Genomic DNA, 12,457 nt, shown 5'->3' on the forward strand with positions numbered 1-12,457 from the left:
CCGGCACGCCCCGCATCCGTACATCGGATGCGGGGCGTGCCGCTTATTCCGTGACACGCCCGGTCGTGCCGGGGTACGCCCCTGGCGAAAAGGCGGGCCCCCGGGCTTAAGCGGGCCCGTGAGCGCGTTAATGTCCAATCATCCGAACCGATTAAAAGGACCGGAGGAACACCCGGTGAGCATGCCTCCGACTTTCGACGAGTCGTCGCGGATCCAGGGACGGGTCGCCGAGGCGCCCTTGTCGCCTCTGGGCGACCAGCTCTTCCAGCGGCTGCTGCGCGAGCGGATCGTCTTCCTCGGCCAGCAGGTCGACGACGACATCGCCAACCGCATCTGCGCCGAGCTGCTGCTGCTGTCCGCCGAGGACGGCCGCCGCGACATCACGATCTACATCAACTCGCCAGGTGGCTCCGTGACCGCCGGCATGGCGATCTACGACATCATGCGGTACGTCCCGAACGACATCGTCACGGTCGGCATGGGGCTCGCGGCGTCGATGGGCCAGTTCCTGCTGTGCGCGGGGACGAACGGCAAGCGCTACGCCCTGCCGCACGCGCGGATCATGATGCACCAGCCGTCCGGCGGCATCGGCGGCACCGCCTCCGACATCAAGATCCAGGCGGAGCAGATGCTGTACGTGAAGCGGACGCTGGCCGAGAAGATCGCCGAGCACACCGGCCAGGAGCTCGACCAGATCGAGCGCGACTCCGACCGCGACCGCTGGTTCACCGCGGACGAGGCCAAGGACTACGGGCTCGTGGACCACGTGGTCCTCAGCGCCGACCAGGTGCCCTCCGAGGGCACGGTCTCCTGAGGGGTTCGGGTGACCGCGGAGAGCGCCGGCGAGCGAGGATCGCCCGAACCACCCCTTCGGGGGCCTGGGGATCGGCCCCCAGAAGACACTGACCACACTTCCCGGAGGCACACAGTGAGCGACCTCATTCGACCCGGCTTCACCGGTCTGGTCCCGCACGGCGTCCAGGCGGGCGGGTCCCCGGTCGAGAGCCGGTACATCATTCCTTCGTTCGTCGAGCGCACCACGTACGGGGTCAAGGAGATGAACCCGTACAACAAGCTGTTCGAGGAGCGGATCATCTTCCTCGGCGTGCAGATCGACGACGCGTCCGCCAACGACGTGATGGCGCAGCTGATCACGCTGGAGTCCATCGACCCGGACCGCGACATCAGCATCTACATCAACTCGCCCGGCGGCTCGTTCACCGCCATGACGGCGATCTACGACACGATGCAGTTCGTGAAGCCCGACATCCAGACGGTGTGCATCGGCCAGGCCGCGTCCGCCGCGGCGGTGCTGCTGGCCGCCGGGACGCCGGGCAAGCGGGCCGCGCTGCCGAACGCGCGGCTGCTGATCCACCAGCCCGCGACCGAGGGCACCTACGGCCAGTCCAGCGACATCGAGATCCAGGCGCGCGAGATCCTGCGGATCCGCGAGCTGCTGGAGACGATCCTGGCCGAGCACAGCGGCAAGAGCGTCGACGAGGTCCGCCGGGACATCGAGCGCGACAAGATCCTCACCGCCGCCGAGGCGAAGGACTACGGTCTCATCGACGACGTCTTCGCCAGCAGGAAGCGCAAAGCAGAGGTAGTGTCGTCCTGAGACGACTTCAGGACGCGGGAAATCCCCGAGCCCGGGCGTCAGAGTTCCGGGCGAGGGGCTTCCCAAGTCCGTTGGAGGCGGTAACGTCGAATCCAACGTCGACAGCCTTCGGGATGCAACCGAGCTGCGCCGCGGCCTTCATGGCGGCCGGCCCCACGAAAAGGAGACAGTTGGGTGGCACGCATCGGCGACGGTGGTGATCTGCTCAAGTGCTCGTTCTGCGGAAAGAGCCAGAAACAGGTCAAAAAGCTCATCGCGGGTCCGGGCGTGTACATCTGCGACGAGTGCATTGATCTCTGTAACGAGATCATCGAGGAGGAGCTCTCCGAGACCTCCGACCTCAAGTGGGACAACCTGCCCAAGCCGCGGGAGATCTACGAGTTCCTCGACTCCTACGTGATCGGGCAGGACACGGCGAAGAAGGCGCTTTCCGTCGCCGTCTACAACCACTACAAGCGGATCCAGTCGGGCGACTCCGGCCGCGACGACCCGGTCGAGATCGGCAAGTCGAACATCCTGCTGCTCGGCCCCACCGGATCCGGCAAGACCCTGCTCGCGCAGACGCTCGCCAAACTCCTCAACGTCCCGTTCGCCATCGCGGACGCCACGGCGCTGACGGAGGCCGGATACGTCGGTGAGGACGTCGAGAACATCCTCCTCAAGCTGATCCAGGCGGCCGACTACGACGTCAAGAAGGCCGAGACCGGCATCATCTACATCGACGAGGTCGACAAGGTCGCCCGTAAGAGCGAGAACCCGTCGATCACCCGGGACGTGTCCGGGGAGGGCGTCCAGCAGGCCCTGCTGAAGATCCTGGAGGGCACCACCGCGAGCGTCCCGCCGCAGGGCGGCCGCAAGCATCCCCACCAGGAGTTCATCCAGATCGACACCACCAACGTGCTGTTCATCTGCGGTGGCGCCTTCGCGGGCCTGGAGAAGATCGTCGAGTCGCGGGTCGGCAAGCAGGGCATGGGCTTCGGCGCCCAGATCCGCTCCAAGTCCGACTTCGACGAGTCGTCCGCCATCCTCGGCGACGTCATGCCGGAGGACCTGCTGAAGTTCGGCATGATCCCCGAGTTCATCGGACGGCTCCCGGTCATCACCTCGGTGCACAACCTCGACCGCGAGGCCCTGATCAACATCCTCACCGAGCCGAAGAACGCGCTGGTCCGCCAGTACCACCGCCTCTTCGAACTCGACGGCGTCGACCTGGAGTTCACCGACGACGCGCTGGAGGCCATCGCCGACCAGGCGATCCTGCGCGGCACCGGAGCCCGCGGCCTGCGCGCCATCATGGAGGAGGTCCTCCTCTCGGTGATGTACGAGGTCCCGAGCCGCCAGGACGTCGCCCGCGTCGTCATCACCCGCGAGGCCGTCCTCGAACACGTCAACCCGACCCTCGTCCCCAGGGACCGCCCGAAGCGCGAGCCCAGGGAGAAATCCGCGTAGGTGAGGTGTGCCCGCCGAGAGCGCGGGCCTTCTCGCGGATTTCGTGTCTTCTGGGGGGCGACCCCCAGACCCCCGGTGTGGGGGGCTCCGCCCCCCACGCCCCCGTTTTGGGGCTCTGCCCCTTGCCCCGCTTCGGGCCTTCGCCCCTTGCCCTCGTTTTGGGGCTTCGCCCCTCGCCCCCTTTGGGGCTTCGCCCCACGCCCTCGGCTCCGGCCCTCGCTCCCGGTTCTGGCCCTTGCTCCTGGTCAGGTTCGGGATGATTTGCCGAGGCCCGCCTCGCGGGCTACGACGATGGCCTGGGAGCGGTCGGCCACGTGGAGCTTCATGAAGATGTTCGAGACGTGGTTGCGGACGGTCTTCTGGCTGAGGAAGAGCGTTCCGGCGATGTCGCTGTTGCTGCGGCCCTGGGCGATCAGGGTGAGGACCTCGCGTTCCCGGTCGGTGAGCTCGGGGAACGCTGCGCGTTTCGGGTCGGGCATGTCGGTGAAGTAGGTGAGGACGCGGCGGGCGATCTCGGGGCCGTAGATGGCCTCGCCAGCGGCGACGGCCTTCACCGCGCGGGCGATCTCCTCGGCGCCGGACTCCTTCAGCAGGTAGCCGCGGGCGCCCGCGCGCATCGCCGCGAAGACGGAGTCGTCGTCGCGGAACATCGTCAGCACCAGCACGCCGATCCGCGGGCTCGTGCGGGTGATGGTGCGGGTGGCCTCGATGCCGTTGCCGCCCGGCATGTGCAGGTCCATCACGACGACGTCCGGCTGGAGTTCCGCCGCCAGCCGCACCGCGTCAGGCCCGTTCTCGGCCTCACCGACGACGTCCACGCCGAGCGCCTGCAACAGCCCCTTCAGCCCCTGCCTGAACACCGGGTGGTCGTCGGTGATGAGAACCCGGATGATCTCGGTCATCTACGCCCGCCCTTCCCCGTGGAAGGACGATGGTACCCGGCGGCGGCGAGCGGAAGGTGTGCCGTGACGACGGTGCCGCCCCCGGTGCGGGACGTGATCTCGCAGTTGCCGCCGACCTCAGCCGCCCATTCCTTCATCGCGGCCATGCCGCGCCGTGGCCTGGGCTGGCCACCGTTGCGGGGCGAGTCGGGCAGACCCGGGCCGGTGTCGGCGACCATCAGGTGCAGCTCGACGTCACGGGCCAGCCGGATCAGCGCGGTCCCGTCCGGGGCGTGCAGCCGGACGTTGCTGACCGCCTCCTGGGCGATGCGGTACGCCGCCACCTCGATCGCGGCCGGAAGTTCCAGGTGTTCGCCGTCGAACCGGATGTCCACCCGTTCGCAGCAGCCCTCGGCGAACGACTCGATGGCCGCGACGAGGCCGAGGTCGTCGAGCGCGGGCGGACGCAGGCCGTGCGCGAGGTCGCGGATCTCGCCGACGGCGGTGGCGAGCCGGTCCCGGACGTCGGCGAGCAGTGGATCGGCACGTTCCGGTTCGCAGGCGAGCGTGATGCGGGCGGCGTCCAGCGACATGGCGAGGCTGGCGAGCGTCGGCCCGAGCCCGTCGTGCAGGTCGTGCCGCAGCTGGCGGCGCTCCTCCTCGCGGCTGGCGAGGATGCGCTCGCGGGAACGTTGCAGGTCGGCGGTGAGGCGGCGGAGATGCGGGATGGTCGCGGCACGTGCCGCCACGGCCCCCGCGGTGAACGCGCCGGCCAGCACGGCAGCGCGTGCCAGTGCCGCTCGCATCCCGTCCCTCTCCGTTGACCCCGCCGTCGCGGGTGTTCACCGCCACCCTTTCCGGCGGGGCGACCCGATGTCAGGTGACCTGTGTCCCGACCGCGGCGGGAACCGCCCTCAGCTCTCTACGTCGTCGCGGATGTCGCACATCGTGTCCGCCAGATCCTTGTGCCGGTCCAGCTCCGGATCCGAGGTGATGTCGATCTGGGTGACGATCGCGAAGGTGGTCCTGGTGGACCACGCGACGAGAGTGGTGGTCGAGTTGGTGGAGCCTGTCGGCATGTCCCTCTGGGCGTAGATCTGTGTGACGAGGCCGACGCCGTCACCGCACGCGTCCTGGAGCTTCGACGTCGACGGGCGGTAGGTGACGTTGTTGCCGTCCTTGAACTCCGTGGAGACGCCGCCGTTGAAATACCCCACCGGGTCGTTCATCTTGTGGGTGCCGGTGACGCCGACGAACAGGTACCTCTCGCCACCGTTCCCGTAGACGGCGCTCACGGTCCCGTGGACCTCCCAGTTCGTGGCGGCGGCGTAGATGATGTTGGTCAACTTCTTGACCGTTTCCTCGGCGCCCGCCTCGGCCTCCCGGTCCCGGCTCATCCCGTCCGCGGCAGGCGGCGTGGACAGCTCGTGCGAGGTTCGCACCATGTAGACGCCGTACCCGCCCACGGACAACACCAGGGCCAGTACCGCGGCACCGGCCAGCAGGCCAAGGATCTTGCGCCCGCCGCCCCTGCGACGCGGCGGCCCATAGAACGGCCCCGGAAACGGCCCGCCGGGTGGGGCGTGACCACCGGGTGGGATCGGGGCGCCGGGTGGAGCGAATCCGCTGGGTGGGACGGCGCCGCCGGGTGGGGCGTGTCCGCCGGGAGGTACTGGGGCGCCGGGTGGCGGGTATCCGCCGGGTGGGATGGGGGCGCCGGGTAAGGCGTGGGGGGTGGGAGGTGGCGGGGGGTGTGGGACGCCGTGGGGGTGGGGTGGGGGTTGCCAACCGCTCAATGTGTTTCCTTTGTCGTGCTGGGAACGGCGAGGTGGCTCGGCGGGGTGCTCGCCGGTAGAGATTGTTGCGCACCCGCGCACGTCCGTGGGCGTTCAACTCCTGACGTCCCCGTAGAATCGTCAGCCGTGACACAGCCCAGTACTCAGCGCGGCCAGGGGGCCGTCGCGGACGTTGACCTGCCCACCCAGTACCGACCGGCGGACGTCGAGGGCCGTCTCTACGATCGGTGGGTATCGGCGGGGCTGTTCACCGCGGGGGCGGACGGGCCACCGTTCTCGATCGTGATCCCGCCGCCGAACGTCACCGGGTCGTTGCACATGGGGCACGCGCTGGACCACTCCATCCAGGACACCCTCGTCCGGCGGCGGCGCATGCGGGGGCACGCGACCGTGTGGGTGCCGGGCATGGACCACGCGGGCATCGCGACGCAGAACGTGGTGGAGCGCGAGCTGGCCAAGGAGGGCGTGTCGCGGCACGACCTCGGCCGGGAGGCGTTCGTCGAGCGGGTGTGGCGGTGGAAGGCGGAGTCCGGCGGACGGATCCTCGGCCAGATGCGGCGCCTCGGCGACAGCGTCGACTGGTCGCGCGAGGCGTTCACCATGGACGACGACCGCGCCAGGGCCGTCCGGACGATCTTCAAGCGGCTGTTCGACGACGGGCTGATCTACCGCGCCGAACGCATCATCAACTGGTGTCCGAGGTGTCTGACCGCGCTGTCCGACATCGAGGTCGAGCATGAGGACGTCGACGGGGAGCTTGTCTCGATCCGGTACGGGGCGGGGGACGACGAGCTGGTCGTCGCGACCACGCGGGCGGAGACGATGCTCGGTGACACCGCCGTCGCCGTCCACCCCGACGACGCCCGGTACAAGCATCTGGTCGGGCGCGAGGTGGAGCTTCCGCTGACCGGCCGCCGCATCCCGGTCGTCGCGGACGAGCACGTCGACCCGGAGTTCGGCACCGGCGCGGTGAAGGTGACCCCGGCGCACGACCCCAACGACTTCGAGATCGGGCGGCGCCATGCGCTGCCGTCCCTGTCGGTCATGGACGAGCGCGGTGTGGTCACCGCGTCCGGGCCGTTCGAGGGCCTGGACCGGTTCGAGGCGCGGCCCGCGGTCGTGGCCGCGCTGCGGGAGCAGGGCCGGATCGTCAAGGAGATCCGCCCCTACCAGCATTCGGTCGGGCACTGCCAGCGGTGTGCCACGGTGGTGGAGCCGCGCGTGTCGCTCCAGTGGTTCGTGAAGGTGGAGTCGCTGGCGCGGGAGGCGGGCGACGCCGTCCGCGACGGCCGCGTCACGATCCACCCGCCGGAGATGGCGGCCCGCTACTTCGAGTGGGTCGACAACATGCACGACTGGTGCATCAGCCGCCAGCTGTGGTGGGGGCACCGGATCCCCGTCTGGTACGGGCCGGACGGGAAGGTCGTCTGCCCGGGTCCGGACGAGGAGCCGCCCGCCGGGTGGACGCAGGACACCGACGTCCTCGACACGTGGTTCTCGTCCGCGCTGTGGCCGTTCTCGACGCTGGGCTGGCCCGACCAGACCGACGACCTGAAGCGGTTCTATCCGACGTCGGTGCTGGTCACCGGGTACGACATCCTGTTCTTCTGGGTCGCGCGGATGATGATGTTCGGGCTGTACGCGATGGACGGCGTCCAGCCGTTCGACACGATCGCGTTGCACGGGATGGTCCGCGACCAGTTCGGCAAGAAGATGTCCAAGTCGTTCGGGAACGTCATCGACCCGCTCGACTGGATCGAGGAGTACGGCGCCGACGCGACCCGCTTCACGTTGCTGCGGGGCGCGAACCCGGGCGGGGACGTGCCGGTGGCCGAGCAGTGGGCGCAGGGGTCGCGCAACTTCTGCAACAAGCTGTGGAACGCGACGCGGTTCGCGCTCATCAACGGCGCGCACGTCCGGGGCGACCTGCCCACCGAGGTTTCCACCGTGGACGCCTGGATCCTGTCGCGGTTGCAGGCGGTCATCGCCGACGTCGACGCCCAGCTCGACTCCTACGACTTCGCCAAGGCGTGCGAGACGCTCTACCACTTCGCGTGGGACGAGGTCTGCGACTGGTACGTCGAGCTGGCCAAGGTCCAGTTGGGCGACGAGCGGGTGGAGACGACGCGGCGGGTGCTGGGCGAGGTGCTCGACAAGCTGTTGCGGTTGCTGCACCCGGTGATCCCGTTCGTGACCGAGGAGCTGTGGACGTCGCTGACCGGCGGCGAGACGGTCATGACGGCGCCCTGGCCGTCCGCCGAACCCGAGCGGGCCGACCGGGACGCCGAGGCGCTCGTCGAGTCGTTGCAGCGCCTGGTGACGGAGGTGCGGCGGTTCCGCGCCGACCAGGGCCTCAAGCCGGGACAGAAGGTCGCGGCGGCGCTGGAGTGGGACGGCTCGCCGCTCGCGCCGCACGAGGAGGGCGTCCGCGCGCTGCTGCGGCTCACCGAACCGGGTGACGGTTTCGCGGCGACCGCGTCGCTGCCGGTGGAGGACGTCGTCGTCCGGCTCGACACCGCCGGGGCGATCGACGTCGCCGCCGAGCGCAGACGGCTGGAGAAGGACCTCGCCGCCGCCCGCAAGGAGGTCGAGCAGGTGGGCCGCAAGCTCGGCAACGAGGCGTTCATGGCGAAGGCGCCGGAGGCGGTCGTCGCCAAGAACCGGGACCGGCTCGCGCAGGCGGAGGCCGATATCAGCCGGTTGGAGTCCCAATTGACCGCGCTGCCCACGGGCTGACCCCGCCGCACATAGACCATCGGGAGCGCAATGGCCGATTCACCATCTCGGTCCGATCCGCAGGACCCGGCGTCGCCCTGGGGCGATGGCTCGCGTCCCTGGTGGTCGACCGACGCGGGCGGCGGGACCGGTCCGCACGCGCCCGTCCCGGACGGGACGGGCCCGCAGATCATGATCAGACGCGATTCCGGCGCGCTTCCGATGATCCCGGACGGCACGGGGCCGATTCCGATGCTTCCCGGCCCTCCGCCGCCGGGGGCCATGCCGTCCGGGCCGCCTCCTGTGGCGCCCAGGCGGCCACCGAGGTTCCTGCTGGTCGCCGGTGCCGTGATGGTCGGGGGCATCGTCCTCATGGCCGGGGTGCTCGCGTTCCGAATGGACCGTGGCAGTGGCGGTGGTGGCGGCGGCCCTGTCGACCAGCCGCGCGCGGGCGTCCCCGCGTCCCGGACGGTGATCAACGCGGGTCCGATCGCCGGTGGCCTGCGCAAGGACGGGCTGACGGCGCCGCCCGCGAGCGCGGCGTACCCGTTCGTCGCGGGCGCGATCCGGGCCGCCGGGGCCACCGTCGCGGCGCGCGGCCAGGCCGTCTACACGCAGGAACCGGCGCGTCCGGTCAACGTGCTGTTCGTGGGCGGGACGGGCTCGCTCGGCGACCCGGCCGGGTTCCTCCAGAAGGCGCAGCCCACGACGTTCATCGCCGGGCAGGACGCCGACCCCGGCAGGCGGGGCGGCAAGGCGGTCTGCGGCACGTTCGCCGTCCTCGCCGAGACCCACACGTACTGCGCGTGGGCCACCGAGGACTCGTACGGCGTCGTCGCGTCGAACCGTCCAAGCCTGAACCCGCACTTCACGCTGATGGCCGACCTCATGCGGCGGATCAGGAAGGACGTCGAGAGGCCGGGGTGACGAACAGCCGTTCGGTGTCGGCGTCCACGGCGTCGAGGACGAGCCCGGTGAAGTAACCGGTGCCGAGGGCGACCACGTGGTGTCCGAGGGCGGCGAGGGACGCGGGCGTGACGGCGTCCGCATCGACGACGTCCCAACTGGTCGGCAGCGGGTGCTCGAACCGCAACCGCCGGTACGGCAACCGGACGAAGGTCACCGGCGACCCCGCCAACTCGGCGATGGCACCGTCCACGTCCTTGTGGTCGGGCAGGCAGACGACGGCGTGGTCGATCGCCCCCCAGGCGTTCCGGGCGGCGGTGAGGGCGGCGGCGACGCCCGTCCGGTCGACGGCGGCGTCGACGAGCAGCCGCGTCGCTGAGCCGGGCACGTGATGCCATGACAGCCGCCCGGGGAGGACGACGGACGCCAGCACGTCCGCGAGCGCCCCCTCCGTCGGCTGGGGAACGCCCGGCAGGCGGCGGGCCGCGACGACGCCGAGTTCGGCCCCGCCCCGCGCCAACCCAACCGGGAGCAGCCGACAGGGGAGACCGCTACCGCCCTCCCCAACCCGCTCCACACCCCCGAGCACCGCGCCGACCTCGGCCGTCTGCGGAGCGGACACGACGACCGTCTTCGGCCCCGCCACCCCGAGTTTCTCCTCCGCGATCTGCGCCGGAGTGCCCCCAAGGACCCCGGCGTGCTCCAGGAAGATCGGCGTGATCGCGGCGACGGCCGGAGGGAAGATCGACACCTCGTCCGACCGTCCGCCCATGCCCGCCTCCAGGACGATCACGTCCGCGCCGACCCGCCCCGCGTGGACGACCCCCGCGAGCGTGAACAGCCCCGACGGCGACAGGTAACCACCCGAGGGAGCAGGCAACACATCAATGCCCGCCTCGACGACGTCCGCCAGACAGGCCAGTTCCTCCTCCGACACGGCCCGCCCGTCCACCCTGATCCGGTCACGGTCGTTGCGAAGGCCGGGGCTGGTGACGGTGCACACGCGAAGACCGGCCGCCGCGAGGAACGCGGAAGCGTACGTCGCCGTCGTCCCCTTCCCCTTCGACCCCACCACGGTCAGGACCGGGACGCCCGGATCGAGGACACCCAAGGCGGCGGCCAGGGCGCGGGCCCGTCCGATGTCACGGGTCTCCCCGGGGCCCCGCCGCCTCCACTCCCGGTAGAACACGTCCATCCCTTCAGTGTGGGGCCGGACGGGACGGCCCCAACCGCCGAGTAGGCTCTGTGACCGTGAGTCAGGTATCCGAGCCGTCCGACTACCAGCGCGCGGTCAGCGCGATCATGGCCCGTGGGGTCGAGTGGGAGATCGATCCCACGCTCGACCGGATCCGCGACCTGGTCGACGTCCTGGGAGACCCGCAGCGCACCTACCCGGTGATCCACATCGCCGGGACGAACGGCAAGTCCAGCACCGCCCGGCTCATCGAGGCGCTCCTGCGCGAACGCGGCCTGCGGACGGGCCTGTACACCAGCCCGGAGCTGACCACCCTGCGGGAACGGATCGCGATCGACGGCGCCCCGCTCACCGAGGACCAGTTCGCGGCCGCGTACGAGGACGTCCTGCCCTTCGCCCAGATCGTCGACGGCAAGCACGAGGTGCGCCTGTCGTTCTTCGAGATGCTCACGGCCATGGCGTTCGCGGCGTTCGCGGACGCCCCGGTCGACGTCGCGGTCGTCGAGACCGGGATGGGCGGCACCTGGGACGCGACCAACGTCGCCGACGGCACCGTCGCCGTGATCACCCCCATCGGCCTGGACCACACCCGCTACCTCGGCGACACCGTGGAGGAGATCGCCGGGGAGAAGGCGGGGATCATCAAGCCCGGGTCCGTGGTGGTGCTGGCGCAGCAGCCGGTGGAGGCCGCCGAGGTGCTGCTCCACCGGATCGTGGAGGTCGGCGCCACCGCCGCCCGCGAGGGCATCGAGTACGGCGTGCTCGACCGCGACGTCGCGTTCGGCGGCCAGCAGCTGAGCCTCCAGGGCCTGCACGGCGGCTACGACGACATCTTCCTGCCGCTGTTCGGTGAGCACCAGGCGAGCAACGCCGCGACGGCCCTCGCCGCCGTGGAGGCGTTCGCGAGCGGCACGCCGACCGGGGGAGAGCCCAACCTGGAGGCCGCCACCCGCGTCGCGCCCGGCGACCCCTACCTCGGCGGCAACGAGGGCCAGCTCGACCCGGCCCTGGTGCGCAGCGGCTTCGCCAAGTCGGCCTCGCCCGGCCGCCTGGAGGTCGCGCGGACCGGCCCGACCGTCCTGCTGGACGCCTCCCACAACCCGGCCGGGATGGCCGCGACCGTCGCCACGATCACCGAGTCGTTCGGCTTCACCCGGCTCGCGGCGGTCCTCGCGATCGCCGCGGACAAGGACGTCGCGGGCGTCCTCGACCAGCTCGAACCCGTCGTCGCCGAACTCGTCGTGACCCGCAACTCCTCGGCCCGGTCGCTGCCGCCGGAGGAGCTGGCCGAGATCGCCGAGGGCGTGTTCGGCCCGGAGCGCGTCCACGTCGCGGACCGGCTGGACGACGCGATCGACCGGGCCATGGGCTTCGCCGAGGAGACGGGGGAGTACCGGGGCGCGGGCGTCCTGATCACCGGCTCGTCGGTCACGGCGGGCGACGCCCGGATCCTGCTGCGCGTCGAGGAGGGCAGGGCGTGAACCCCGCCCGCAGGCTGCTCGCCACGGTCCTCGGCTGCGAGGCCATCGTGATCGCGCTCGCGATCCCGGTGGCGGTCACCGTCGGAGACGTCGACGGCGCGACCGCGGGCGGCGTGTGCGGCGGGCTCGCCGTCGTCTGCCTGCTGGTCGCGGGCCTGCTGCGCTTCCCCTGGGCGATCGGCGTGGGCACCGTCCTCCAAGTGATGATCTTCGCCACCGGATTCATGGTTCCGGCCATGTTCTTCCTCGGCGTCGTGTTCGGGGCCCTTTGGGGAACGGCCATTTGGATGGGACGCAAGGCGGAGAGCGCCCAGCCGCGCTAAATTCGCGGGGACGCATTCATCCGTCCGCCATTCCGGGCAATCGGATCAGCCGATGATTCCGGCATTCTTCCTTTTTTGGAATTGACCCGGCTA

The 12,457-nt window shown here is 70.5% G+C and carries 11 protein-coding genes; 7 read left to right on the top strand and 4 right to left on the bottom strand.

Going from position 1 to position 12,457, the window contains the following annotated elements; translation table 11 throughout:
- Window positions 1-181: 181 nt before the first annotated feature.
- The 3 genes from ABD808_RS17660 (at window position 182) to clpX (ending at window position 3,067) form a co-directional block, all read left to right on the top strand.
- Complete coding sequence (locus tag ABD808_RS17660; RefSeq protein ID WP_344897980.1) at window positions 182-814, top strand: ClpP family protease; 633 nt, start codon at window positions 182-184, stop codon at window positions 812-814.
- Window positions 815-940: 126 nt separating this feature from the next.
- A complete protein-coding gene (locus ABD808_RS17665) occupies window positions 941-1,618 on the top strand; it encodes an ATP-dependent Clp protease proteolytic subunit (RefSeq protein ID WP_425548941.1) in 678 nt (225 codons plus the stop codon).
- A gap of 174 nt (window positions 1,619-1,792) precedes the next feature.
- Window positions 1,793-3,067 (top strand): ATP-dependent Clp protease ATP-binding subunit ClpX, encoded by a 1,275-nt coding sequence (gene clpX / locus ABD808_RS17670; protein ID WP_344897798.1) that lies wholly within the window; start codon window positions 1,793-1,795, stop codon window positions 3,065-3,067.
- A 245-nt stretch (window positions 3,068-3,312) separates the two neighbouring features.
- Here clpX and ABD808_RS17675 read toward each other — a convergent pair whose 3' ends face one another.
- The 3 genes from ABD808_RS17675 to ABD808_RS17685 all read right to left on the bottom strand — a co-directional run bounded on the left by ABD808_RS17675 (window position 3,313) and on the right by ABD808_RS17685 (window position 5,414).
- On the bottom strand, window positions 3,313-3,969 hold the full coding sequence (locus ABD808_RS17675; RefSeq protein ID WP_344897801.1) for a response regulator transcription factor: 657 nt from the start codon (window positions 3,967-3,969) through the stop codon (window positions 3,313-3,315).
- On the bottom strand, window positions 3,966-4,754 hold the full coding sequence (locus ABD808_RS17680) for a sensor histidine kinase (RefSeq protein ID WP_344897804.1): 789 nt from the start codon (window positions 4,752-4,754) through the stop codon (window positions 3,966-3,968). The genes ABD808_RS17675 and ABD808_RS17680 overlap by 4 nt, the downstream gene beginning before the upstream one ends.
- 108 nt (window positions 4,755-4,862) lie before the next feature.
- A complete protein-coding gene (locus ABD808_RS17685; RefSeq protein WP_344897807.1) occupies window positions 4,863-5,414 on the bottom strand; it encodes a hypothetical protein in 552 nt (183 codons plus the stop codon).
- Between the two features lie 456 nt (window positions 5,415-5,870).
- Here ABD808_RS17685 and ABD808_RS17690 point away from each other — a divergent pair, with 456 nt between their 5' ends.
- Together ABD808_RS17690 and ABD808_RS17695 are read left to right on the top strand one after the other, a co-directional pair.
- Entirely contained in the window at window positions 5,871-8,480 is a 2,610-nt protein-coding gene (locus tag ABD808_RS17690) for a valine--tRNA ligase (protein WP_344897810.1), read from the top strand.
- Window positions 8,481-8,510: 30 nt separating this feature from the next.
- Window positions 8,511-9,386 carry a hypothetical protein gene (locus tag ABD808_RS17695; protein ID WP_344897813.1) on the top strand — a complete coding sequence of 292 codons (876 nt, stop codon included), beginning with the start codon at window positions 8,511-8,513 and terminating at the stop codon, window positions 9,384-9,386.
- On the opposite strand, the gene ABD808_RS17700 is transcribed toward ABD808_RS17695, so the two are convergent.
- Window positions 9,358-10,560 (bottom strand): hypothetical protein, encoded by a 1,203-nt coding sequence (locus ABD808_RS17700; RefSeq protein ID WP_344897816.1) that lies wholly within the window; start codon window positions 10,558-10,560, stop codon window positions 9,358-9,360. The genes ABD808_RS17695 and ABD808_RS17700 overlap by 29 nt on opposite strands.
- Window positions 10,561-10,667: 107 nt before the next feature.
- Here ABD808_RS17700 and ABD808_RS17705 point away from each other — a divergent pair, with 107 nt between their 5' ends.
- Together ABD808_RS17705 and ABD808_RS17710 are read left to right on the top strand one after the other, a co-directional pair.
- On the top strand, window positions 10,668-12,041 hold the full coding sequence (locus ABD808_RS17705) for a bifunctional folylpolyglutamate synthase/dihydrofolate synthase (RefSeq protein WP_344897986.1): 1,374 nt from the start codon (window positions 10,668-10,670) through the stop codon (window positions 12,039-12,041).
- Window positions 12,038-12,364 carry a DUF4233 domain-containing protein gene (locus tag ABD808_RS17710; RefSeq protein WP_344897819.1) on the top strand — a complete coding sequence of 109 codons (327 nt, stop codon included), beginning with the start codon at window positions 12,038-12,040 and terminating at the stop codon, window positions 12,362-12,364. Before ABD808_RS17705 ends, ABD808_RS17710 begins: the two co-directional genes overlap by 4 nt.
- The last annotated feature ends 93 nt before the right edge of the window (window positions 12,365-12,457 follow it).

Origin of the sequence: Actinomadura meridiana, assembly GCF_039537545.1 — a bacterium.
Taxonomy (GTDB): Bacteria; Actinomycetota; Actinomycetes; order Streptosporangiales; family Streptosporangiaceae; genus Spirillospora; species Spirillospora meridiana.

What these genes read in the sequence shown, in the direction of transcription:
- ABD808_RS17660 (WP_344897980.1), top strand. Translation starts at nt 182, where the DNA reads ATGCCTCCGACTTTCGACGAGTCGTCGCGGATCCAGGGACGGGTCGCC.
- ABD808_RS17675 (WP_344897801.1), bottom strand. Translation starts at nt 3,969, where the DNA reads ATGACCGAGATCATCCGGGTTCTCATCACCGACGACCACCCGGTGTTC.
- ABD808_RS17680 (WP_344897804.1), bottom strand. Translation starts at nt 4,754, where the DNA reads ATGCGAGCGGCACTGGCACGCGCTGCCGTGCTGGCCGGCGCGTTCACC.
- ABD808_RS17695 (WP_344897813.1), top strand. Translation starts at nt 8,511, where the DNA reads ATGGCCGATTCACCATCTCGGTCCGATCCGCAGGACCCGGCGTCGCCC.
- ABD808_RS17700 (WP_344897816.1), bottom strand. Translation starts at nt 10,560, where the DNA reads ATGGACGTGTTCTACCGGGAGTGGAGGCGGCGGGGCCCCGGGGAGACC.
- ABD808_RS17705 (WP_344897986.1), top strand. Translation starts at nt 10,668, where the DNA reads ATGGCCCGTGGGGTCGAGTGGGAGATCGATCCCACGCTCGACCGGATC.